Below are 24,381 nucleotides of genomic sequence, written 5' to 3' on the forward strand. Positions count from 1 at the left end.
GGACAACGGGTTGATATTCCCGTACCCGTGTGAACGCGCCCATGGTGAATCAGTGATACTAACCATCCTGAAGCCACGAGAAGACCTTCGGGTCTCGAGTTGGTGGATGCATGGGACCTGATCTGGTAGTAGCCAAGCGATGGGGTGACGCAGGAAGGTAGCTGAGCCAGTCAGTGGTAATACTGGTGTAAGCGTGTAGGGCGTGACCTAGGCAAATCCGGGTCGCACATAGCCTGAGACGTGATGCGTAGCCGATTGAGGCGAATTCAGTGATCCTATGCTGCCGAGAAAAGCCTCTAGCGAGCTTTCACACGGCCCGTACCCCAAACCGACACAGGTGGTCAGGTAGAGAATACTAAGGCGATCGAGATAACTATGGTTAAGGAACTCGGCAAAATGCCCCCGTAACTTCGGGAGAAGGGGGGCCCTGTCTGGTGACGACATTTACTGTCTGAGCTGGGTGGGGCCGCAGAGACCAGTGAGAAGCGACTGTTTACTAAAAACACAGGTCCGTGCGAAGTCGTAAGACGATGTATACGGACTGACGCCTGCCCGGTGCTGGAAGGTTAAGAGGACCGGTTAGTTCTTCGGAGCGAAGCTGAGAATTTAAGCCCCAGTAAACGGCGGTGGTAACTATAACCATCCTAAGGTAGCGAAATTCCTTGTCGGGTAAGTTCCGACCTGCACGAATGGCGTAACGACTTCTCAGCTGTCTCAACCGTAGACTCGGCGAAATTGCATTACGAGTAAAGATGCTCGTTACGCGCGGCAGGACGAAAAGACCCCGGGACCTTCACTACAGCTTGGTATTGGTGTTCGGTTCGGTTTGTGTAGGATAGGTGGGAGACTGTGAAACGGTGACGCCAGTTATCGTGGAGTCGTTGTTGAAATACCACTCTGATCGAATTGGACCTCTAACCTCGGACCATGATCTGGTTCAGGGACAGTGCCTGGTGGGTAGTTTAACTGGGGCGGTTGCCTCCCAAAATGTAACGGAGGCGCCCAAAGGTTCCCTCAGCCTGGTTGGCAATCAGGTGTCGAGTGCAAGTGCACAAGGGAGCTTGACTGTGAGACTGACAGGTCGAGCAGGGACGAAAGTCGGGACTAGTGATCCGGCACCGGCAAGTGGAAGCGGTGTCGCTCAACGGATAAAAGGTACCCCGGGGATAACAGGCTGATCTTCCCCAAGAGTCCATATCGACGGGATGGTTTGGCACCTCGATGTCGGCTCGTCGCATCCTGGGGCTGGAGTAGGTCCCAAGGGTTGGGCTGTTCGCCCATTAAAGCGGCACGCGAGCTGGGTTTAGAACGTCGTGAGACAGTTCGGTCTCTATCCGCCGCGCGCGTTAGAAACTTGAGGAAGGCTGTCCCTAGTACGAGAGGACCGGGACGGACGAACCTCTGGTGTGCCAGTTGTTCCGCCAGGAGCACCGCTGGTTAGCTACGTTCGGAAGGGATAACCGCTGAAAGCATCTAAGCGGGAAGCCTGTTCCAAGATGAGGTTTCTCACCCCCTCGAGGGGGTAAGGCCCCCGGCAGACCACCGGGTTGATAGGCCAGAACTGGAAGTGCAGTAATGCATGCAGGTGACTGGTACTAATAGGCCGAGGACTTACCACAAAGAAGCTACGCGTCCACTGTGCGGTATCTGAAACAACACACAGATACTGATGAGAAACCCTGTTTTCTCCATCCCCCAACACCAGAAACTGGTGTTGACGGGTGGTGAAACCAGGTGATCAGAAGAAGGTTACTGTGACAGTTTCATAGAGTTACGGCGGTCATAGCGAAGGGGAAACGCCCGGTCCCATTCCGAACCCGGAAGCTAAGCCCTTCAGCGCCGATGGTACTGCACTCGACAGGGTGTGGGAGAGTAGGACACCGCCGAACACACATTAGAGAAGCCCCCCAACCAGTACTGGTTGGGGGGCTTTCTCGTACCCAAAACACCCCCGACTTCGAGCGAACGGTACGTTCGTCGCCTCAGATCGACCGAACGTACCGTTCGCACCATCAGGGGCGGGAGCACAGCCGACTCACCACCCCGTCCGGGATCGAGTGAACGACACGCTCACCCTCTTAGGCGAGGGGAACGGTACGTTCACTCCATCAGGGCAGGGCAGGGCAGGGCAGGGCAGGTGAGCGGATGGGCAGATCCGACAGGCGTTATCGCAGAGCTGCCTGTAGCACCTCGCAGAGCACGTCCAGCGTCCTCGAGTACTGCGACTGCGTCGGCGTGCTGTAGCCGACGACGATGCCGTCACCGCCGACTGACGACACGTCGGGATGTCGGAAGACCGAAAGCCCTTCGAGCCCGAGATCGCGCGCCCGGGCCGCTGCAAGAACAGATTGTTCGGTGCCGGAGGGCAGACGGATCACAGCGTGAAGTCCCGCGGAGATCCCCTCGACCCTGACCTGGGGTACTTGCTGCGCAAGTGTCGCAACCAGTTGATCGCGTCGTCGTCGGTACGAGGTGCGCATCTTTCGAATATGGCTGTCGAATCTTCCGGATTCGATGAAGTCCGCCAAGGTCAATTGATCCGTTGAACTTACCCAGCGTTCGTAGGGTCCCTTTGTTGCGAGGACAGGTTCGATCAGCCTGTCCGGCAACACCATCCATCCGATGCGAATTGCCGGCGACAGTGTCTTGCTGACAGTGCCCAGGTACGCAACGTGCTGCGGTGCGATTCCTTGGAGTGCACCGACAGGTTTTCTGTCGTAACGGAATTCGCCGTCGTAGTCGTCCTCGATGATGACGCCGCCCGTAGTCGTGGCCCATTCGAGAGCGGTCGCGCGCCTCGCCGGTGTGAGGGGACCGCCGAGAGGGAACTGATGGGTCGGCGTCAGCAGAACACTTTCAGCAGATGTAGAGGCCAATTCGTCTGTGCAAGTGCCTGATTCGTCAACCGATATGGGAACTGTCAGCAGCCCTTCGTCGGCGAGCAACTGCCGGTGCAGGTGAAGGCAGAAAGCGTCGACCGCAATCGTTCCTCCGAGTGCGCGGGCAAGGAGGGAGATCCCGTGACCCGAGCTGGCACTGATCACAATGCAGTTCGGATCGACGCGAACGCCTCTGGTGCGGCTCAGGTATGTGGTGAGGGCGTTTCGGAGTTCGACTCGGCCTCTGGGATCAGTAGTCGCGAACGCGTCGGTCGGCGCGGTGGTCAAAGCACGTCTGGCGGACGAAATCCATGCAGCGCGGGGAAACGCCGACGCGTCGGGCGATCCAGGGAGAAGGCTGTAGGTCCAGCGTCGTCGAGTCGGTGATGGCTCGACCTCGCGGGTGTGTGTGCTGGCGAGCGTGGCGACCAGGGTCCCGGAACCAGGCCGTGTGACAAGCCACCCAGCTGCGGCGAGTTCGGCATAGCAGTCCGCAACGGTGTTTCGGGCAACTCCGAGGTCGAGCGCGAGGGTGCGGGAAGGTGGGAGTCTGGTGCCGGGCTTCAGCAGTCCACTGTCGATCGCGTCGCGAAGGGTCTGAAGCAGTGCAGCGCGAACCCCGATTCCCTGTGGCAGCTCGATATGTAGATCGAACCCAAGATTGGCCCACGAATTCACCACCGGATTGAACCATGTTTCCGGGTCTTTCCGGGATTACCGTTTGAGTTATGACTACAGCAACAGGACAAAGACTGGATATCGCAAAGCTGGCGCCCGAGGTCTACAAGGCGATGATTGCGTTGGATGCCGCTGCACGCAAGGGGCTGGAGCCGACGCTCGTCGAGCTGGTCCTCACGCGTGCGTCGCAGCTGAATCATTGCGCATGGTGCCTGGACATGCACACTCGCGACGCCCGAAAGGTCGGCGTCACGGAGCAGAAGCTCTACCTACTGAACGCGTGGGAAGAAGCGCGAGGGATGTACTCCGATCGTGAACGAGCCGCGCTCGCCTTGACCGAGGCCGTGACAGTCCTCACCGACGGTTTCGTTCCGGACGAGGTGTACAGCGAGGCTGCCGGCGAATTCTCGGACGTGGAACTGGCTCAGCTCATCAGCGTCATTTTGACGATCAATGCGTGGAATCGCATTGCGGTTACCACGAGGAAGGCGCCTCCGGTCCGAGACTGATCCGAGGCTCGTGCTCCGCTCTCCGGCAGGGCAGGGCAGGGTTCCGCCGTCGGAGATCTGGATAATCGACGCAAAGAGGACCAAAAGATTGGTTCAAGGTGTGAACAAAACCAACAGATTCTTTGAATGTGAGGCAAATCACATAATGTGAGTGGAGATTGTTCTGGGGCATCTACAAGTTGCCCGAATCCCGACAAAGCAGTCTCGGTCGGAAGTTTCCGGCGAAGGGGTCCGCATAGCGGGCCCCTTCTTTTGCGCGCGAGCTGAAAACGCCCCTTCCTGTGAGTTTCCCCAGAATGTCCAAGTTACCGACTGGCTAGCGTTGGCGAAATGTCGGGAACGTCGCGGTTGGATGAGCAGATTTGGGGGGGATCGCGATTGTTGTGCGGTTGGACAAAGGTTCAGTCATCTTCATGGCTAACTCGTCATCCGAATGTCCAAGCTGCGCCCTGGGTGCTCGACGATTGGGTGATCTTTCTTGAAACATGCACTACATTGCCATTCAGTAACTGGCTGATTGCCAAAAGTGATCGGCTGATCCTCTCGGAAGTGAGCGCTGGGTGGCGTGGTATTGGGAATCCAGGCAACCGTCCCGCTACCGAAATGTCTTGAAAGGGAAGCTTTGATGACTGTGTCTGGTTCACGGCGTAGGCCGCTTGTTCTCCGGCTCTCGCTAACTGCAGCTATTGCCGTAACGGTCGCCGGTAGTAGCGTTGCTTTTGCTTCGCCAGCTGTGTCCGCGCCGATGCCGGTGCGAACCGCGGCCGCTCCGGCGTTCACCGCCGGGTTGTGTGAGGGCACCGAGTACACGCCCTCGGAGCAGATGCTCGACATCTCCGGCATTCGGCTGGATCACTACAACGACGGCAACATCGTGCCGATGTACGGCACCACCGATCGGGGTACCTCGGCCGCGGTGGATGCTCCGGTCTGCGGTGTCCGCGACGTCGACGGAATTGCGAAGTCGGAATGGATGTACTGCACGGACTTCGATCTCGATCCGTGTGCCGGTGTCGACGAGAACGGTTTGCCGGTTGACAAGCACAACGACGAGATGGGTGCGACGGTGCCGTCTTCGGGCAATCCCGATCTGTCAGCCGACGATCTCGCTGTCATCAGTTGGTTGCTGCAGAATCCCGCCAAACTCGACGGTGTCGTTTCGGGAAATGGCAGCGAGGATGCACGTTCGGCGCGGCAGACGCTTGTGTGGTGTGTCTCGGACTACGACAATCCGCTGATGGCCGATTTCAAAAGCCTGTGCGACAGGAACATCGGAGACGACGAGCGAGCTCGCATCGTCGAGATCATGAACGTCACGCAGACGCTCGACCTCGTTCGCAAGACACCCGCGACGGGGACTCTGAAGGCCGGCGAGACTGCCGTTTTCACCCTGAATACGAATATGTACCGGAAGCCGATCACTGTTCAGTCCTCGGCGGGCACCGAACTGACCGTCTGTGGTGACAACGCCAAGGCGACGTTGACTGCAAACCAACTGACGGTCGACGGCCGCGGCGACGCACCGACTGCTGTTGATCTTTGCCTCACCGCTGCGGCCGGCGGGGACTACTCGGTGACTGCAAGCGTCATTCCGGATTCGGTCGAGAACCTGCACTGGAACACGGCAGGCGCACAGTGCCAGATCTTCGCGTCGTTCGACACCGTTCGGCCGGCTTCGATGAATGCATCTGCCAGCGTCGGATATGCAGCAGCACCCACGACGACACCGGCAACGAGCACGCCGGCAACAACGACACCGGCAACGACCACACCGGCCACCACGACGCCTGCAACCCCGGTCGTTCCGATCGTGCCGATTGTTCCGATCGTGCCCATCGTGCCCATCGTGCCGATTGTGCCTGTAGTTCCGGGTGCACCTGTTCCGTCGCAGCCGGTTGCAACTCCCGCAACTCCGGCGCCGTCGGCTCCGAAGCCGGCCACTGGCCCCCGCCCGGTTGCCATCGACGGTGGTGCTGCTGAACAGAATTCAGGCCGCAACGTCGCCGTCGCAGTGACGGGCCTCGGGCTTGTCGGAATGGCTGCTGCCGGAGCAGTTGCTCTCCGCCGCAAGCGATCCTGACACCAGGCACGTGTAGTAGACGTCGGCACCGATCACGCTTCGTGTGATCGGTGCCGACATTGATCAGACGCAGGGGGCGTCAATTCGCACGAGGTGCCGGGGGCGCCTCATCCCGCAGGAGACAGTTCGATGACCATGTACGAGTCGGATCCCAATCCATCCAATCCATACGACGATCCCAACCACGTTCAGCCCGCGAGTCCAGGCAAAGGGCGTCGTGTCGCGTTCATTCTGGCTCTCATCGCGGTGTTGGCCGCCGGTGCTTCCATGGCCTTCGTCGGCCTGCGATCCTCCGATGGCGATGCTGCGATCCCGCCGAGTCCGGGAGTTGTCATGTCGCACTCCGCGAATCCGGCAACGCCTACGGATGCGTTGATGACTCCCAACACCCTTTCGCTCGACCCGGTCGGTGTTCAGGCGCCGATCGTGGACGCCACCGTGCCGGAAGGAGTTCTCACTCCGCCGGAGAACGTCAAGAACGTCGGAATCTGGCTCGACGGTGCATCTCTCGATTCCGCCACCGGCACGACCTTAATTGCCGGACACGTCAATCTGACCGGCCAGGGTAACGGCGCGCTGTTCGACCTGGGCACGATCGAGCCGGGTGAAGTGATCCGTACATCCGACGCGACGGGTAAGAGCACGTCGTGGAAGGTGACTGCGGTGACGACGCGCCCGAAGGCCGATGGTGTGGAGGAAAGCGTGCTGGCCGGCCCGGAAGGCCCTCGTAAGTTGGCAGTCGTAACCTGCGGCGGCGAACTGCAATTCGAGGACGGTGTGGGCAACTACGCCGACAACGTCTACCTGTACGCGGATCTGATGGTCTGAGACACAGGAATGATTCCGACGGTCCCCGATCCCTCTTCGTAGAGATCGGGGACCGCCTGTTGGATAGTGTCGCAGGTATGGATCTTCACTTGTCTGGAAAGCGTGCGATCGTTGCCGGTGGTAGCAAGGGGATCGGTCTGGCAATCGCCAGAGGTCTGGCCGCTGAAGGGGTCGACATCGCGATACTCGCGCGCACTGAGCGAACCGTCGTAAGCGTTGCACGAGATTTGGTTTCGGAGTTCGGAATTCGTGCGATCGGAGTCGTGACGGATACGCGAGACGACGACGCGGTTCAGGCGTCGGTGCGGCAAGTGGTAATGGAGTTCGGCGGTGTCGACATTCTGGTCAATTCGGCAGCGACGCCGTTCAGCGCCGGAAAGCCGACGGATTTCGAGGCGACCACCGACGACGTCGTGCGAGACGAAGTCGAAGTGAAAGTGCTGGGGTACCTGCGAACTGCGCGCGCTGTGGCGCCGTATCTGATTGATCAGGGTTGGGGTCGGATCATCAACATCAGCGGTTTGGGTGCCAGACAGGCCACTTCGATCGCCCACACGATCCGCAACGTCAGTGTGTCTGCACTGACCAAGAATCTTGCGGACGAGCTGGGCTCCAAGGGAATCAACGTCACCGTCGTCCATCCGGGCGTGACGAGGACCGAGAGGTTGACCGCACGGATTACGCGCGAGTCGGAAGAATCCGGCCGCTCGCAGGCAGAGGTGGAGCGTGGTATCGCGACGAACTCGATACATCGGATCATCGATGCCGAAGAAGTAGCCGACGTCGTGACCTTCCTGGCATCGCCGCGAAGCATCGCGATCACCGGTGACGCAGTGGCAGCGGGTGGAGGAGTGCCAGGGCCGGTCTACTACTGAAATTGTGCGTACTGCTACCTGCCGGCGGTGGTGACGATCGTGTGAACGCGTCCGCCGCCGAGTCTCTTGCTTTCGTACATCGCCGAATCGGCGACTTTCTGCATGTCCGTGAACGCTGCTGCGCGGTCTTCTCCGGCGACGAATTTGTGGGTACGCACGGCGATTCCGATGCTCGAAGTCGACGGTATCTCGTCGGAATTCGAGTGCATTGCCGGTCCGATCGAGTTGAGCATCGGTCCGATGGCTGGCACGGAAAGTCTTTGAACGAGGATGAATTCGTCGCCGCCGACCCGCGCGACGACAGCATCAGCGTGTGCCCAGGCGGATAACCGCTGCGATACCCGGAGAATGATGCGATCGCCGACGTCGTGGCCGTGCACGTCGTTGATCGTCTTGAACCGGTCGATGTCGATCGCGATCACGAGTAGTGCCGCAGATTCTTGACGCTGGAACCCCTCGAGTACCTTCTCGACGTGGCGGTCGAGGCCACGACGGTTCAAGAGGCCGGTGAGAGGATCGAGGTCGGAACTGGAAGCATCCATGCTGAGCATCGTCAGCACGATCTGCGAGATGAATGCGCAGACCACCAACGCGGTGATGACGACCAGTACTTTCGAAACACCAAGGGCTGGATCGCGATCCGGCCCGAACAGAATTGGCTGCGCAGCCACCGCGATCACAAGAAGCGAGAAAGCTATGTGCGCGATCTGCAACTTCGGGTTGTGGAAGTAGGCGATGTAGATGCCGACCAGAGCAAAAATGACACAGGTGAGCAATCGTGCGAGCTGGGAGGAATCTCCAACGACGGAGATCGTGACCGCGATGTCGCAGAAGACCACGAAACCGAACGAGCGACGCTTTGTGGGGCCGAAGACCCACCATGAGACTCCGACTACGAAGCACGAGATCACGACAGCAGTATTGAAGAACAGCGCAATCGTGCTTGTCGGACCGGCAGGGCTGAATCTGTTCAGTAGTGCGCACACTCCCAGTCCGATGACAATGATGCCAAGTAATAGCCGGGTGGCGGTCGTGAGGCCGTTGTCGCGGAGATAGCGAGTGAAGCGGTCGTATTGATCGGGAAGAATCAACCACTCGCGGGTCAGCGTCCTCATCGACTTCATCTGCGATGTCATGAGTGCATCAGTCCTCGAAGGCTGGAGCGTGCGCCATTCATCGCGAACTGATTCCTCTTCTGTCTGGCACCTTGCAATGCTAACTGGATCGATGCCGCATCGGACCGAGATGTTCGGATCGGCGACCCGGATGTCTGCGTTGCGCCAGCGTGGAGTATAAATACATCTTGTGTCTATGTTGTATTCCGCTTCCGAAACCGTCTTCCGCGAAGTCAAGGAGCTGATCCTTTCCGGCGAGCTCGCCGGCGGGGAGCTGATCAGTGAGGGTGACATCGCTGCACGGACCAATGTGAGCCGAACGCCGGTGCGTGAGGCGTTTCTGCGTCTCGAGTCGGAAGGTTGGATGCGCCTCTATCCGAAGAAGGGGGCGCTGATCGTCCCGGTCGCGGATGGGGAAGCGGAACACGTAGTCAGTGCCAGACAGCTCGTCGAGACTCAGAGCGTTCGAGTGGTGTCGGTCCGACCGCACGCACGGGAAGCGCTTGTCGCAGCGTTGCGCGCGAATCTGATCGAGCAACGTGAGATTGCTGATCGCGGGGACGTGGCCGCGTTCAGCGCAATCGATGCCGACTTCCACAAGATGATCGTTGCCGCCGGTGGGAACCCTTTGCTCGACTCGTTCTACGCGAGTCTGCGCGACAGGCAACGACGGATGACAGCCCGGTCGATCTCACGCGACCCCGGCCAACTCTCGCGCATCCTTGCCGATCACACCGCGCTTACCGACCTCGTCGACACAGGCGATGCCGACGGATACAACACTGCCGTCCTCACACACATGCGCCAGGTCCACGGCCTCGGCTTCGAAGGAACTCTGTGATGAGCACCCAAACGATCGGCGCTGGGACCGCGGCCGAAACTCGTCTCGAGGGTGAACGCATCTCCGGCGGAAAGTGGCTGTGGCTGACCGTTGCCGCCAGTATGTTCGCCGCTGCCTGGGGCGGAAACGAATTCACCCCACTGCTGGTGATGTACCGACTCGACCACGGCTATTCGCCGGTGATGGTCGATTTCTTCCTCTTCGCCTACGTCGTCGGAATTGTGCCGGCCCTGCTGCTCGGCGGCCCGCTGTCCGATCGATTGGGTCGACGCCCGATCATGCTCCCCTCGCCGATCATCGCGATCGCCGGTTCGACGCTGCTCGCTTTCGGGGCGGACTCCGCCGCTGCTCTCATCCTGGGAAGAATCCTCTGTGGCATCGCCTTGGGGATCGGTATGGCCGTCGGCGGCTCCTGGGTCAAGGAGTTGTCCACGCAACCTTGGGATCCGACGGCGTCGGAAGGCGCAGGTGCTCGGCGAGCAGCGATGAGTCTGACCGCGGGCTTCGCCTTGGGAGCGGGTGCTGCGGGAATCTTGGCGCAGTGGGCGCCCATGCCGAGTGTGTTGGCGTACGTGCTGCACATCGCGATCACCGTCCTCGCCGCCATGGCGCTGTGGCGTGCGCCCGAAACACGACCGGCACAGGCGAAATCCGACCGTCGCAGGTTGATCGACGACCTCAAGATCCCCTCGGCAGGTCACCGCAGATTCCTCTACGTCGTTGTTCCGTTGGCGCCGTGGGTGTTCGGTGCCGCCAGTGTCGCGTATGCAGTTATTCCGGCGCTCATGACCGGGCACAGTGGCGATGCGCCCGTGGCCTTTTCGGCTCTGCTGTGCATGGTCGCGCTGACATGCGGATTCGCGATTCAGTCGTTGGGGCGCAAAATCGACACCGACCGCAGTGCTCGTGGCGCCGTTGTGGCTCTGGTGTTTCTGGTGGTCGGTATGGCCGGTGCTGCTCTGGTTGCGTCGACGCTGACCGTGGCGATCGCGATCGTGGCTGCAGCGATCCTCGGTTGCGGGTACGGCATGGCACTGGTGTCCGGGTTGCTGGAGATCCAGCGAATCGCGGGGCCGGACGATCTGGCAGGATTGACCGCGGTGTTCTACTCGATCACCTACATCGGGTTCGCGGTGCCTGCGTTGCTGGCGATGCTGTCGGAAAGCATTCCGGCACTGAGCTACACGGTGACTCTGCTGTTCGGATCAGCCGCCGCCGCTGCCTGCTTGATTCTGATTCTCTTCAAGTCGCGTTCACACCTGCCGAGCGCGTGAAGCCGGTCCGCCGACCCCTGCGAGAGTCGGCGGACCGGGGCGAAATCACGCGTCTACAGTTGCGGAACCGTTTTCCGAACTGTGGACCGAATTGTGTACCGAACCGGCCGGAACCGATGCGGTCTTGTTCAGGCCGTTGAGCAAACCGGTGATATCGACGCCTGAGCTTTCGAGAGTTTCGATGACACCGGCAATCACCTGGGGACTGATGCCCAGGATCGAGCCGATCGAACCCTGCGCCCCGTCGCTGCCGCCGACGATGGAGATCCGATCGATGTCGCCGACCGGCTTCGCTGCTGCTGCGGTGGCGTCGACCAGTGCTGCCAGAACGTCAGGCAGAGTGAGCAACTGCGCGGCCTGCGGGGTGTAGGAATTGAGCGCCTCGGCGATCTGACGCTTACCGGCAGCCTCGGCTTCGAGCTTGGCGCGCAAACCATCCGCTTCGGCCTGCTGTTCGGCGCGAACGGCGTCGGCCGCTACCTTGCGGCCGTCAGCTTCGGCTTCCAGACGTGCTCGAAGGCCGTCGGCATCAGCCTGCTGCTCGGAGCGAACAGCGTCGGCGACGAGCTTTCGTGCATCGGCCTGAGCCCCGCCGGCCTGCCTTGCTGACTCGGCCTGTGCCTGGGCGCGGAGGATCGCGGCCTGTCGCTCACCCTCTGCGCGTGCGATGGAGGCTTGGCGTTCGGCCTCGGCCGGTGCAATGACATCTGCCTGCAATGCCGCTTCCGATTGCTGGGCGCGACGACGCTCGACCTCGGTGCGAGCTTCGACGCGGGCCGCCTCGGCCTGCTCACGTGCGATGCCGACGGCCTTCTCGGCCGTTGCCTGCGCGAGTGGTCCGGCCTGGTCGGCTTCGGCGTTCTCGGCTTCGGTCTGTGCTCGAAGGCGAGCGAGTTCGACGTCGCGCTTCTGATTTGCACTCGCGATCGCAGTGTCGGCCTCGGCCTGTGCGACGGAGCCTGCCTGTCGCGCCTTTGCCGACTGGATCTGCGAATCACGCTCTGCTTCAGCAGTTCCGATCGCGGCATCACGTTTGACCTCGGCGATGCGGCGCTGACCGAGCGATTCGAGGTAGCCGTTGAAGTCGGAGATTCCCGCGATCTTGATGACATCGACTTCCATGCCGATGCGTGCGAGGTCGCCGCCTGCCTCCTCGACCACGCTGCGTGCGAGCGAATCGCGGTTGGAGTTCAGATCCTCGACCGTCATGGTTGCGGTGATTCCGCGCAGGCTGCCGGCGAGGATTTCGTTGATCTGCTGCTGGAGTTCGTCCAGGTCGGAGGTCAGGAATCGTTGCACCGCTGTCTGAACCGCTTCGTCGGCGGAACCGATTCGTACCAGGCCGACTGCCTCGACGTTGACCGGAACACCGTCGTTGGAGAGCGCATTCTTGAGATTGATGCTGACGTTGAACGGCTCGAGCGACATGATGTCGACGCGTTCGATTCCCGGAATCTTGAACCGGGCTCCGCCGCGGACGACTTTCGGCTTGCCTCGTCCGGTGAAGACCGCCACTTCGTTCGGCGGGACCTTGACGTAGTTCTTCACGTAGATCGCGGGGAGAACGATGAAGATGATTACTGCGACTACAACCGCAATGATGATGATTGGCAGCATGTATCGAGTCCTTAGATCGCGTCGTCAACCGTGACGACGTGAAGGTATTGATCGTCTACATCGGCGATGTAGACGGTGGTGCCGGTGGTGAGCGCCATCGGCTGTGCACTGACGGCCTTGGCCTGCACGCGATTGCCTTCGGCGTCGACGAACGAGACTTCTCCCCAACCTTCGGCTGCAATGGTGAGGGTGACCGTGCCCAACAGCCCGGAGTACGAAGCTCGTCCGATGTGCGAATTATCTTGTTGCTTAATGAGATAGGGGAGAAGTAGGCCGCGCGTGACGACAACGAGAACGGCGGCGAGTGCGAGTGCTGCAATCGCCGCTACCAATGTCGGAGCGTCCGCGAGAGTGGCAGCTACGCCGCCGGCGCCGAAGCCGAAAAGTGCTGTGGCCAAGGTTGTCAGGCTCAGAAATGGCAGCCCGTCTGCGTGGCCGCCGCCCAGATCTGCAACCTCGCCGACGGCAAAGGCTCCGATCAGGGCGACGACCCCGATTACGAAACATATTGTGAATACAACGAACATCGATCCCCCGATCTACCTGTCGAGGAAGCGTGCCCTGAGAATTGTGTTGTCGGGGTCGTCCCTCGGCCCACCTCTATAGTAAAGGTAAGACAAAGCTAATCGGCGCATTCGGAATGTTTCGGCGTGGTGATATCGCGGTGAGAGAGCGTCAGAGACGAGGCAGAGAGCGCTGATTCAGCCATGCATCCCACAGTGGGCGCAATGGAGTGTCGGTGAAACGTGAAGCGAGATCGGTGAATTGCTCGGTACTGACCGTGCTGTGCCGATGCTTCGTGGTCCACTGACGGATCAGTTCGAAGAACTTCTCGTCTCCGAGAACGCCGCGCAGGGCGTGCAGAGTCAATGCGCCCCGCTTGTAGATTCGATCGTCGAACATCAGGGCAGGACCGGGATTGGCGACGATCAAGTCCTGAGATTTACGCCCGAGCCCTTGATAGGCGTTTGTCGCGAGTTGGTTCGAGGACGGACCACCGGAATTCTCGGACCAGATCCACTCCGCGTAACAGGCAAAGCCTTCGTGCAGCCAGATGTCGCACCACTGCCCGAGAGTGAGGCTGTTGCCGAACCATTGATGGGCAAGCTCGTGTGCGACAAGACGTTCGGAACCGCGCCTGCCTGTGCAATGGTTGGCTCCGAAGATCGAGAGTCCCTGCGCTTCGATGGGGATTTCGAGTTCGTCGTCGGTGACCACAGCGGTGTAGTCGGCAAAGGGATACGGGCCGAACAGCTTTCCGAAGACCTCCAGCATCTGGGGTTGGCGCCCGAAGTCGACGTCGAACGCTGCGCGCAGCCGAGGTGGGTGAACGGCGAAGACCGGTACCGGCCCGGCGCTCACTTGTCGGTGCTCGTACTGACCGATCTGAATGGTTGCCAGGTAGGTTGCCATCGGTTCGGTCTGCTCGTAGACCCACGTCGTCTGACTCGCACGGGTCTGCTTGCGGATCAGCTTGCCGTTGGCGAGGGCATAGAACGGGGAATCGGTGGTGATCGAGATTCGGTACGACGCTTTGGAAATCGGATGGTCGTCGCACGGGAACCAGGACGCCGCGCCGTTGGGCTGACTTGCGACCAAAGTTCCTTCGTCGAGTTCCTCCCAGCCGACTTCGCCCCACAGGCTCTTGATCGGCTCGGGGTTGCCGCTGTACGCGATGGTGACCGACAGGGCACCGCCCGCGGGGATCTTGGTAGACGGCGTGAGGATCAGCTTGTTGTTCAAGTGCGCGTACTTGGTGCCGCGGGCACCGTTGACGGACACCTTGGACACCTGCAGGTTCTGTGCGAGGTCGAAGCTGAACTTGGATCGGCTCTCGGTGGTGACAGCGGTGATGACAGCTTTGCCGGCGAGACGGTTGCTGAAGACCTTGTACGTCAGTTCCAGTTCGTACCGGGACACGCGGTACCCGCGGTTGCCGTTGAGCGGCAGGTACGGATCGATCGGCTCCTCGAGCATTCGGTTCGGCTTCACGACGCCACCCACGGTGCAATCGGGTTGCCCTGCCAGCGGGTGGAGGGCGGAACGGTGTCACCTCGCATCACCAGAGATGCAGGCCCTACCGTCGCTCCCGCGCCGATGCCGGCTGCGGGTAGCGCGACACAGTGCGGTCCCAGCGTTGCTCCTGCTCCCAAAGTGACGGTGTCCATGGACATGATCCGATCATGGAAGAGATGAGTTTGCACGACGCACCCCCGTTCCACTGTCGCTCCGTCGCCCAAAGTCACAAGATCTGCCTCGGGTAGCCAGTACGACTCACACCAAACGCCCTTACCGATCTTGGCCCCGAGTCCACGCAAGAAGATGTTCAGTACGGCCGTACCAGTCGCCGCGCGAGCGAACCACGGCGCCGCGACGGTCTCGACGAAGGCGTCGGCTACCTCGTTTCGCCAGACGAACGAACTCCACAGCGGATGCTCGACCTTGGCGATGCGTCCGACGACGATCCACTTGGCGGCGATGGTGATCGCGCCCGCCACTGCTCCGGCGACGAGCAGAATTACGCCGCTCAGCAGAGCCGCGAACCAGAATCCGACTGCGCCGACCAGTGCTTCGAGTGCAAACAGAACACCGAGACCAATGCCGAACGTGACCATGACGGGGATCAGTCGGCAGGTTTCGACCACTCCGCGGGCGATCTTGAGGCGCATGGGCGGATTGAACGTGCGGGCGGCGTCGGTGTCTCCGGCAGCCCTTCTCAGACGTACCGGTGGACTACCCAGCCACGATGATCCGGACTTGGCCTTGGACGGGGTAGCCGACAGAACCGCCACCAGACCGTTCTTGGGGACGCGTCGACCGGGGGCGGTCATACCGGAGTTGCCGAGGAACGCGCGCTTGCCGATCTTCGCCTGTTCGATGTGCATCCAGCCGCCGCCGAGGCCGTAGCTCGCAACCATGGTGTCGTCAGCGAGGAATGCGCCGTCGGCGACCGTCGTGAACTTGGGAAGGAGGAGCACGGTGGAGGCTTCGACGTTCTTGCCGATCTTGGCGCCGAGAAGGCGGAGCCATCCCGGTGTCAGCAGGCTCGCGTAGAGCGGGAAGAGGAAGGTTCTGGCCGAGTCGAGCAGGCGTTCGGTCGCCCACACCTGCCAGCCGATGCGGCTGCGGACAGGGTGGTAACCGGGGGTCAGCCCGATCGAGAGAAGACGAACGGCCACAAGGGTGACGACTGCGAAGACGAGCAAACTCAGGATGGTCGCGACGGGAAGCATGATCAGCGATTGGAGCACTGCACTCGCGAGCGTGTCGGTGTCGCGAATCCACCAACCGATCAATGCGATCCCGGCCATCAGCGCGAAGATCGGCATACCGGCCAGGAAGACCGAGGTGACACCGTATACCGGCACCCAGCCGGGTGCACGCTTCGGATGTTCGGCAGGCCAAGGATGATTCGCTTTCCCGACCTTGGTGGCGGGGGAGCCGGCCCACTGCTGGTTTGCCTTCACTCGGCCGAACACCGCAGATCCGGGTTCGACGACGGCGTCGCGACCGATACGCGCGCCGGGCAGAAGCGTCGAGCGTGAACCGACGGAGGCGCCGTCACCGATCTTGATCTCGCCGATGTGAATGACGTCGCCGTCGATCCAGTGGCCGGAGAGGTCGACTTCGGGTTCGACGGAGCAGCCGTCACCGAGTTCGAGCATGCCGGTGATGGGAGGAAGGGTGTGGAGATCGACGCCGCTGCCGATGTCGGCGCCGAGGGCGCGGGCGTAGTAGAGCATCCACGGTGCGCCCGAAAGGTTGGCTGCGCCACTGGCTTCGGTGAGTCGCAGCGCTATCCACAGACGCAGGTGTTCACTACCGCCTCGCGGATACGTGCCCGGTTCCAGCTTGCGTAGGAGCAGGCGCGCCCCGACGACGGCGATGGTCATACGGCCGATCGGCGTGATGAACACGATGAACGCCAACAGGATCCACCACCACGAGACCGTGGGCGCCCAGCTGACGTCGACGAACCAGCCGAGGACGTTGTTCGCGATCGCCAGCCACGTCACCCACTGCAGTCCGGTGAGCGTCGTGAGCGGAACGGTGACGGCGATCTGCGCGAGCTGAGTCTTCAAGGGTGTCGGAGCGACGATGCGCGGCTCCACAGTTTCGGTGGGTGCCAATTCGTCGAGATATTCGGCGAGCGATCCCAACCGTGGGTGGTCGTAGAGCTGTGCGACGGTCACTTCGGGGAACCGCTCGCGCAGGGCGGTTACCAGCTGAGCCGCAGAGAGGGATCCGCCGCCCACTTCGAAGAAGTCGTCGTCGAGTCCGGTGATCTGCGCGCCCAGGATCGAACCCCACAGACCGGCAACCCAGGCAGCGGTGCCGTCGAGGCCCAACGCGGCCCCCGCATCTTCACCGGCGCCGGGCAACGGCCACGGCAGCGCATTGCGGTCGACCTTGCCTGACGTACGCGTCGGAAGTTCGTCCATCAACGCCAGACGCGGCACGAGGGCCGCTGGTAGTTGCTCGCTGAGCAGCGCATGAGCGGCCTTGAGATCGAAGTTGGGATCCGTGCTGGCGATGTATCCGACGAGGAGCTGGTTGCCGGCTGCCGTCTTCTTCACGGCGGCCGCAGCGCCGCTCACGCCCGGCAGGTTCTGCAAGGCGTTGTCGACCTCACCGAGTTCGATGCGCCTGCCGCCGAGCTTGACCTGATCGTCCGCGCGGCCCTGGAACATCAGGCCGGTGGTCTCGAGCCGGACCAGGTCGCCGCTTCGGTAGGCGCGTTCCCACCCGAGAGAGGGCATCGACGCGTACTTCTCGGCGTCCTTCGCGGGATCGAGGTAACGGGCGAGGCCGACGCCGCCGATCACCAGCTCGCCTACCTCACCGACCGCGACGGGATTGCTCTGGGCGTCGACGACGGCAAGGTCCCAGCCGTCGAGGGGGAGGCCGATGCTGACGGGGCTCTTGCCGTCCATCAGTGCGCCGCAGGCGACGACGGTTGCCTCGGTGGGGCCGTAAGTGTTCCAGACCTCGCGGCCCTCGACGGCCAGGCGCTCTGCCAGTTCGGGTGGGCAGGCTTCGCCGCCGAAGATCAGGAGTCGAACGGCTTCGAGGGCCTCGGCCGGCCACAGAGACGCAAGCGTCGGCACAGTGGAGACGATGCTGACGTCACGCGAGACCAGCCACGGGCCGAGGTCCATGCCGCTGCGAACCAGCGAACGAGGAGCCGGGACGAGGCAGGCGCCGTGGCGCCACGCGAGCCACATCTCCTCGCAGGACGCGTCGAATGCCACGGAGAGTCCCGCGAGGACGCGGTCACCAGGCCCGATGGGCTCGTCCTGGAGGAACATGCGCGCCTCGGCGTCGACGAAGGCTGCGGCATTGAGGTGAGTGACCGCGACGCCCTTGGGGGTGCCCGTGGATCCTGAGGTGAAGATGATCCAGGCGTCGTCCTCGGGTTCGGGTTCGCGAACCGGTGGATGTTCGAGCCGCTTCGGCGCCGTCCCCGGCTGGATTCCGTCGCCGGTGATGATTGCCGCTACCTGCGCCTCGCCGAACACCAACTCGGCGCGCTCTTCCGGATCGTCGGCGTCGACGGGAACGTAGGCGGCGCCCGCCGCGAGGATCGACAGGATCGCCACGTACAGCGAACGCGAACCTGACGGCATCCTGATTCCGACGCGGTCACCTGCGCCGACGCCGGCATCACCGAGCCAGCGCGCACCGAGCGCGATCTCGTCGAGCAACTCCGAGTACGACAGTGTGGTGTCGCCGTCGTCGATGGCAGGTGCTTCCGGGTTGGCCTCGGCTGAGGCCCGCACGATGTCGATGAGCGTGCGCGGCGCAGGTGCATGCGCCGACCGTAGGAATACGGACGGAATCCCGAAAGATTGTTCCGTCTCCGACTGCGACTGGAGTGGCAAACCCGTTGGTCCTGTTCTACTCACGAAACTTAGAGTCCTGCGAACTGTCGAGTTGAAAGTCTCATGACAAGTTTGCGAGTTGGTGAACAGATATGCCTAATGCAACATGCCGAACGTGCCGGTCAGTCCGTACTGGCAGCTTGCGCGTGGCCTTCTGCCGAGTCGGCGAACTCGGGTGTGTCGAACACCTCTCCGCCCAGTGGATCGACGACCTTCGATTCCTCGGAGAAGTCGACGGCGCCGGTATCCGGGTCGATGTTGACCGCATGCGCGGGGACTTCGTGGACCGCGACGAGCATGTGGGCGTCGGAGGGATCCGTCATGATTCCGCTTTGTGACGGGGTCAGCCCGGCGAAGGTCGACGAGATCTTCAGATCGCGGAGCCGCTTTTCGGTGGGTTGCGGAACGTCGGTCGATGCCGAGGCATTTGTAGAAACCCGCAGGTAGCGTGGTGCCGACGCGACCTCGTATCGGAACGCCTTCAGCATCGACAGACATGCCAGCACCATGATGACCGAGAACGGTACCGCCGTGGCGATGGCAACGGTTTGCAGCGCCGTGAGCGATCCACTGCCACCCACGATGAGGAGAACTGCGGCCGCGGCACCGGAGAGGAACGTCCAGTAGACACGCGTGATCTTGGAGGTCTCCAAGCTGCCACCGGTCGCGAGGATGTCGATGACGATCGAGCCGGAGTCCGCGGACGTGACGAAGAAGAACACGATCACGACGATCGCGAGAACACTCGAAATCGTTCCGAGCGGAAGTCCGTCGAGAAGCGTGAACAACGACGTGTTGGTGTCCACTGCGCCGGATGCGTCGAGCATCGTGCCCTCGTTGCGCTGACGCAGAATGCCGGAGTTACCGAAGATCGTGAACCACAACGAACCAACCAGCGTCGGGGCCAGCAGCACACCGAAGACGAATTCGCGGATGGTGCGGCCGCGTGAGATGCGCGCGATGAACATGCCGACGAACGGTGCCCAACTCATCCACCAACCCCAGTAGAAGATGGTCCATGCACCCTGCCAGCCGTCTTCGGCGAACGGGGACGTGCGCAGCATCAGCTCGGGCAAGGCCTGGACGTATCCGCCGAGGTTCTGCACCCACGACTGCATCAGGAACAATGTCGGTCCCAGAATCAGGACGAACAGGGCCAGCGCGGCAGCAAGCATCATGTTGATGTTGGAGAGCCACTTGAGGCCCTTGGTGACGCCGGAGACGACCGAGAAGGTGGCCATGCCCGTCACGATGACGATGATGGTGATGACCAACCAGTTGTCGGTCTCCACCCAGCCGAGGTAGTCGAGGCCGGCCGAGATCTGCTGGACACCGAAGCCCAGCGACGTCGCGACACCGAACAGCGTGCCGACGATGGCGACGACGTCGATGGCGTGGCCGATCTTTCCTTCGATGCGAGCCCGTCCGAGGAGCGGCTCGAGCAACCAACGGATCGAGAGCGGACGACCCTTGCGGTAGGTCATGTACGCCAGACCAAGGCCGACGACGACGTAGATCGCCCATGCATGCAAGCCCCAGTGGAACAGCGTCAGTTCCATGGCTTGATTGGCTGCGGCGTCCGTGGATCCGGCGATCTGCCCGGCGACGGGTGGGGTCACGTAGTGCGAAAGTGGTTCGGCTACTCCGTAGAACACGAGCCCGATGCCCATGCCGGCGCTGAAGAGCATCGCGAACCACGAGAGCATCCCGAACTCGGGCTGCTCGTCGTCACGTCCCAATCGAATGTTGCCGATGCGGCTGATTCCGCAGTACAGCGCAAAAATGACGAAACCGGTGGCCGAGAGGATGTACCACCAGCCGACGCCGTCGCTGATCACGTTGTTGAGTGTTTCGAAAGCGTCCGCGGCTGTTCCCGCGTAGATCACGGCAAAGGCGATCAGGGCAAAGATCACTATCGACGCGGGGATGAACACGGGTTTCCGTAGTTCACGCCACGCAGTTTTGACCGCAGTCATTCCACTCCTCGAACGTTCAGGCATTCACAGCGCCCCGCAGGGCGGCCACATGTCACGCGTAGGTGGGCGTTTCGCTCACACCATCGCAGGTCAAGGCCGGGCTATTGCTTTGAAATTCAACGTAACGTCAAGTTTCGGTCAACTCAACTGGACGAAAGATGCTGCACTGTCGCGAAAGTTCTCACCGGATGCCGTAGCTCCGGTTGTAAATCGTTGGGTAATAGTGGCATTGGGTCATGAGTGGAATGTTGAACGGCGAATTCGATTGGTACGGTGAGTTGAATCGGTCGAGTCGACGCTCACCGATTGACCACATTTGTCAAACTAGGCGAAACAGCCTGTCTGTCAGGTGGTTAACTCTTGGCGTGCTCGCTCGATCGTGGCGGTCAGGTGTCGATACCTAACTGTGATTGTGATGGTCGCAACTATCAGTGTTGCGGGCCCTGTTCGCCCCGCTGAGCGTCGATCAGATCCATCGCATCCTTCAGGCCCAAGCCCGGATGTAGTTCGCGTAGTGCCTTGATTGCCGGAATGCGGTCGTCTGTCGACGCGAGTGCGCTACGGACGTCGTCGGCGGGTACTTCGGTGGGGGCAGTTGTCCCTTCCCACCACACCGACTGAGGTTTGTTCCTGTTTCGCCAGGCCTGGCCTGCGTAGTAAGCAGACCCGACCGTCGCGAAAAGCCAGATTGCGAGGAATGTCCAATTCCAAGCTGTGGGTTCTGTGATGACCTTGTCGATGGTGGTTGGGCCGAAGAAAATGAGAAGCCAGGCCAGCACGATCGTCTGCCACCATCGCTCGACGCGCCTGCTCGGATTCCACCACTCGGCCATCGATCGATACTCGCACAGGGTTGCTGTTTCGGTGCGACGATGGAGATCATGGAGATTCGTGATGCGGTGGAGCGATTTCGAGGGGAATCAGGGGCCTCGACGATCTTCGGAGAACCGCACCAGACCAGCGACGGATCGACGATCATCACGGTTTCGCGTCTACACCGGCGGTGGCGCCGCGACCCGATACCGGTGCCAGTGGGAGTGTTCTCGATCCACGAGGGTGAGCCGTCGTGGTCACCGGCCGTCGATCACACCAGGGCGGCTTTGATGGGGGAGTTCATCGGGCTGGCGGCCGCGGTGATCGCAACCCTGGCAGTTCTACGTCGACCGCCCTGGCCTGATGTGACGATTCAGAAGGGGTGACCCAGAATTACGCCGATCAGTTGGAACGGCATCGCGAGGAACATCGATCCGACGTAGAGCGGATAGCGAATCGGATCGCCGGCGAGGTAACCCTCGGCGAGCCAGGCCATGACGTCTGCTGATCCCATAGTCGTTACTTCCCTTCGCTGTTGTGGTTCACCGACATTTTCGGTCGTGGGAGTTGTTTTGTTACAAGCGAACTCGAAGGAGGAGTACATGTGAAGGCAGTTTCGACGCAGCAAACGTCGTCAAGCGAGATCCCCGGGGGCGGTGTCCTCTAACAGCTAAGTCTCGATACTTGGCACTGTGCCGTAGTGAAATCTGTGCATTCTGCACATGTCGGGACAATTCGGTGAGCCCTACAGTCGCTGCATGACAACGACACCTTCTCCTCTCTCAGGCAAGACCGTCGTACTGATCGGCGGCGGAACAGGCATCGGGCTGCGAGTGGCGCAGCTTGCCGTCGACGCCGGCGCGCAGGTAGTTCTCGGTGGCCGAACCGCATCCAAGCTCGAAGCAGCGGCCGCGCAGCTGGGTGAGGCTGCGCACTGGTTCACCGTCGACACCTCCGACGACGACTCGGTGAAAGCGTTCTTCACCAACATCCCCAGCGTCGACGCTCTCTTCACGACGGCTGCCGATTACCAGGTCGGCTCGTTCCGTGAACAGAGCGTCGATGAAGCGGCGTCGCCGTTCACCTCCAAGTTCTGGGGGCAGTACCGCGTCGTGCACGCTGCGCTCGACAAGCTGGCACCCACCGCATCGGTGGTCCTCATGTCCGGCGCTGCCAGTGTGCGGCCACCCGCAGCTGCCGCGGCATACGTTGCAGCCAACGCGGCAATCGAGGGGCTCGGGCGGGGGCTGGCGGTCGAACTGTCGCCGATCCGCGTCAACACTGTCGCTCCCGGAACCATCGACGGGCATCTGTGGGCTCAGCGCCCGGCGGAGGTTCGGGAGGCCGCGTTCACCTGGAGTGCCGAGAACAACGTGCTCGGCCGCGTCGGGAACGAAGACGAGATTGCACAAGCGGTGTTCTATCTCTTCACCAACACGTACACAACGGGTTCCACGCTGTACCCCGACGGCGGGTACGCGTTGCGTTAGACCCGTGCCATTTGGCGACTGTGTGAAATGACGACTGTGCGAAATGCATTGTCGTAACACGAAGAAACGCCAATTCGCCCATAGGCGTGACCCCTGCCACATTCGTACCGTCTTCTCCGAGAACACTTCCCAACTATTCGAGGAGTCCGTCATGAAAAACACGTCAGCGACCGCCGCCGGCGGTGAAGTGTCCGACGGTGACGACTACGCGCTCACCCGCGTTCCCGACGAAGCACGATATTCGTGGTTCTCGGTGGCAGTACAGCGATTCGGTCAGGTATCGGCACTCCCACAGTTCTTGCTCGGTGCGACGCTCGGCTACGGTATGACGTTCTGGAATGCCTTCTGGGCATTGACAGTCGGGGCGGTGATTCTCGAGGTCGTCTGTATTTTCATCGGCATCATCGGGGTTCGTGAAGGGCTCAACACATCGGTGGTCGCACGCTGGTGTGGATTCGGGCACGCAGGTTCCGCGGTGATCGGTTTGGTGATCGGGGTCAGCCTGATCGGTTGGTTCGGCATTCAATCTGCTGTCTCTGCATCAGGTTTGCACGGAATCATGCCGTTTCTGCCGCAGTGGGCGTGGGCTTTGGCCTTCGGTCTCCTGATCACCGCGATAGTCCTTCGCGGGTTCGGATCCATGCAACTGATCGCCAACATCACCGTTCCGCTGTTCCTGATCCTGGTCGGTTGGGCCGTCATCGCCGAACTGCGTAATCACTCGCTGTCAGATCTGATGGCATCTGCTCCAGCCGGGCCGGAGCTCAGCTTCCTCGCCGGAACTACCATCGTCGCAGGCGGTTTCATTGCCGGAGCAGTGATCACACCTGACATGACGCGCTTCAACCGCACGGCAGGCGATGTCGTGAAGCAGACGCTCGTCGGGATAACGTTGGGCGAATACGTGATCGGGCTGACCGGTGTTCTCCTTGCCCATGCCGTTCGCAGTTCCGACATTGCCACGATCATTCTCTCGTCGGTCGGTTGGGTCGGCGTTCTGATCATCGTTCTCGGCACCTTCAAGATCAACGACTGGAACCTGTACAGCTCGGGGCTCGGCGTCGTGAACTTCATCGACGTCGTGTTCGGTCGACGGATCAATCGCGCAGTTGTCACAGCAGTTGTCGGCATCACCGGTTCGGTCCTCGCGGCTGCCGGAATCCTGAACTCGTTCACCGACTTCCTGATCCTGTTGGGCGTCGGATTCCCGCCGATCGCCGGGATCATGGTGGCGGAATACTTCATCGTCAAGACATGGCGCAAGGATCTGGAGGAGAGTCGAGCTGCGGGTACCCTCCCGAACTCGGCACCCACTTGGGTACCGGCCACGCTGGTGATCTGGATCGTCTCGGCGCTGATCGGTCATTACAGCACCTTCGGCCTGCCGTCGATCAACGCGGTGGCCTCGGCCTTCGTTCTCTACGTCGTCGCGGGTCGACTCGGCCTGATTCGCGGAGTCGGACGCACCGCCACCGAAGCGCCGCAAGAGACTTCGGGGAAATCTGCGCTCACGCACTAGCACGG

At 61.4% G+C, this 24,381-nt stretch carries 18 protein-coding genes and 2 rRNA genes (1 of these 20 only partly in view); 11 read left to right on the forward strand and 9 right to left on the reverse strand.

Features of this window, described 5'->3' with window-relative positions; translation table 11 throughout:
* Together RHP72_RS02965 and rrf are read left to right on the forward strand one after the other, a co-directional pair.
* Window positions 1-1,619, forward strand: a 23S ribosomal RNA gene (locus RHP72_RS02965); it begins 1,514 nt to the left of the window's first position.
* A gap of 153 nt (window positions 1,620-1,772) precedes the next feature.
* Window positions 1,773-1,889 (forward strand): 5S ribosomal RNA (gene rrf, locus RHP72_RS02970).
* Window positions 1,890-2,165: 276 nt separating this feature from the next.
* On the opposite strand, the gene RHP72_RS02975 is transcribed toward rrf, so the two are convergent.
* Window positions 2,166-3,560: a PLP-dependent aminotransferase family protein gene (locus RHP72_RS02975; RefSeq protein WP_007727183.1), complete on the reverse strand. Its 1,395-nt coding sequence runs from the start codon at window positions 3,558-3,560 to the stop codon at window positions 2,166-2,168.
* A 47-nt stretch (window positions 3,561-3,607) separates the two neighbouring features.
* Between RHP72_RS02975 and RHP72_RS02980 the strand changes: the two genes are divergently transcribed.
* From RHP72_RS02980 to RHP72_RS02995, 4 genes are all read left to right on the forward strand, one after another.
* Complete coding sequence (locus RHP72_RS02980; protein ID WP_007727180.1) at window positions 3,608-4,066, forward strand: carboxymuconolactone decarboxylase family protein; 459 nt, start codon at window positions 3,608-3,610, stop codon at window positions 4,064-4,066.
* Between the two features lie 625 nt (window positions 4,067-4,691).
* Window positions 4,692-6,146 carry a hypothetical protein gene (locus tag RHP72_RS02985; protein ID WP_244993223.1) on the forward strand — a complete coding sequence of 485 codons (1,455 nt, stop codon included), beginning with the start codon at window positions 4,692-4,694 and terminating at the stop codon, window positions 6,144-6,146.
* A 129-nt stretch (window positions 6,147-6,275) separates the two neighbouring features.
* Window positions 6,276-6,974, forward strand: coding sequence for a class F sortase (locus RHP72_RS02990; protein ID WP_311094293.1), 699 nt, complete (start codon window positions 6,276-6,278; stop codon window positions 6,972-6,974).
* A 77-nt stretch (window positions 6,975-7,051) separates the two neighbouring features.
* A complete protein-coding gene (locus tag RHP72_RS02995; RefSeq protein WP_311094294.1) occupies window positions 7,052-7,849 on the forward strand; it encodes an SDR family oxidoreductase in 798 nt (265 codons plus the stop codon).
* A gap of 14 nt (window positions 7,850-7,863) precedes the next feature.
* On the opposite strand, the gene RHP72_RS03000 is transcribed toward RHP72_RS02995, so the two are convergent.
* On the reverse strand, window positions 7,864-8,985 hold the full coding sequence (locus RHP72_RS03000; RefSeq protein WP_125050252.1) for a GGDEF domain-containing protein: 1,122 nt from the start codon (window positions 8,983-8,985) through the stop codon (window positions 7,864-7,866).
* A 175-nt stretch (window positions 8,986-9,160) separates the two neighbouring features.
* Between RHP72_RS03000 and RHP72_RS03005 the strand changes: the two genes are divergently transcribed.
* The gene (locus RHP72_RS03005; protein ID WP_007727164.1) at window positions 9,161-9,805 is read left to right on the forward strand and encodes a GntR family transcriptional regulator; all 645 of its coding nucleotides are present in this window, start codon (window positions 9,161-9,163) and stop codon (window positions 9,803-9,805) included.
* Window positions 9,805-11,079 (forward strand): MFS transporter, encoded by a 1,275-nt coding sequence (locus RHP72_RS03010; RefSeq protein ID WP_070161580.1) that lies wholly within the window; start codon window positions 9,805-9,807, stop codon window positions 11,077-11,079. The genes RHP72_RS03005 and RHP72_RS03010 overlap by 1 nt, the downstream gene beginning before the upstream one ends.
* 45 nt (window positions 11,080-11,124) lie before the next feature.
* Here the strand turns inward: RHP72_RS03010 and RHP72_RS03015 are convergent, their stop codons facing one another.
* The 6 genes from RHP72_RS03015 to RHP72_RS03040 all read right to left on the reverse strand — a co-directional run bounded on the left by RHP72_RS03015 (window position 11,125) and on the right by RHP72_RS03040 (window position 21,387).
* Window positions 11,125-12,696, reverse strand: a complete 1,572-nt coding sequence (locus tag RHP72_RS03015) for a flotillin family protein (protein ID WP_003941083.1) — start codon at window positions 12,694-12,696, stop codon at window positions 11,125-11,127.
* Between the two features lie 11 nt (window positions 12,697-12,707).
* Complete coding sequence (locus tag RHP72_RS03020) at window positions 12,708-13,223, reverse strand: DUF1449 family protein (protein WP_064443044.1); 516 nt, start codon at window positions 13,221-13,223, stop codon at window positions 12,708-12,710.
* A gap of 148 nt (window positions 13,224-13,371) precedes the next feature.
* Window positions 13,372-14,673, reverse strand: a complete 1,302-nt coding sequence (locus RHP72_RS03025) for a M1 family metallopeptidase (protein ID WP_050655931.1) — start codon at window positions 14,671-14,673, stop codon at window positions 13,372-13,374.
* An 11-nt stretch (window positions 14,674-14,684) separates the two neighbouring features.
* Entirely contained in the window at window positions 14,685-18,578 is a 3,894-nt protein-coding gene (locus tag RHP72_RS03030; protein ID WP_118605532.1) for a Pls/PosA family non-ribosomal peptide synthetase, read from the reverse strand.
* Between the two features lie 122 nt (window positions 18,579-18,700).
* Entirely contained in the window at window positions 18,701-20,554 is a 1,854-nt protein-coding gene (locus RHP72_RS03035) for a BCCT family transporter (RefSeq protein WP_007727149.1), read from the reverse strand.
* Window positions 20,555-20,982: 428 nt separating this feature from the next.
* Window positions 20,983-21,387: a hypothetical protein gene (locus RHP72_RS03040; RefSeq protein ID WP_047269703.1), complete on the reverse strand. Its 405-nt coding sequence runs from the start codon at window positions 21,385-21,387 to the stop codon at window positions 20,983-20,985.
* Between the two features lie 39 nt (window positions 21,388-21,426).
* Here RHP72_RS03040 and RHP72_RS03045 point away from each other — a divergent pair, with 39 nt between their 5' ends.
* Window positions 21,427-21,753 carry a hypothetical protein gene (locus RHP72_RS03045; protein WP_003941185.1) on the forward strand — a complete coding sequence of 109 codons (327 nt, stop codon included), beginning with the start codon at window positions 21,427-21,429 and terminating at the stop codon, window positions 21,751-21,753.
* Here RHP72_RS03045 and RHP72_RS03050 read toward each other — a convergent pair.
* Window positions 21,741-21,881 (reverse strand): hypothetical protein, encoded by a 141-nt coding sequence (locus RHP72_RS03050; RefSeq protein WP_003941170.1) that lies wholly within the window; start codon window positions 21,879-21,881, stop codon window positions 21,741-21,743. The genes RHP72_RS03045 and RHP72_RS03050 overlap by 13 nt on opposite strands.
* Before the next feature lie 244 nt (window positions 21,882-22,125).
* Between RHP72_RS03050 and RHP72_RS03055 the strand changes: the two genes are divergently transcribed.
* Together RHP72_RS03055 and RHP72_RS03060 are read left to right on the forward strand one after the other, a co-directional pair.
* On the forward strand, window positions 22,126-22,857 hold the full coding sequence (locus tag RHP72_RS03055) for an SDR family oxidoreductase (RefSeq protein ID WP_007727145.1): 732 nt from the start codon (window positions 22,126-22,128) through the stop codon (window positions 22,855-22,857).
* Window positions 22,858-23,008: 151 nt separating this feature from the next.
* A complete protein-coding gene (locus tag RHP72_RS03060) occupies window positions 23,009-24,376 on the forward strand; it encodes a cytosine permease (RefSeq protein ID WP_311094296.1) in 1,368 nt (455 codons plus the stop codon).
* Window positions 24,377-24,381: the final 5 nt, after the last annotated feature.

This window comes from Rhodococcus sp. SG20037, from assembly GCF_031763325.1.
Classification (GTDB): domain Bacteria; phylum Actinomycetota; class Actinomycetes; order Mycobacteriales; family Mycobacteriaceae; genus Rhodococcus_F; species Rhodococcus_F qingshengii.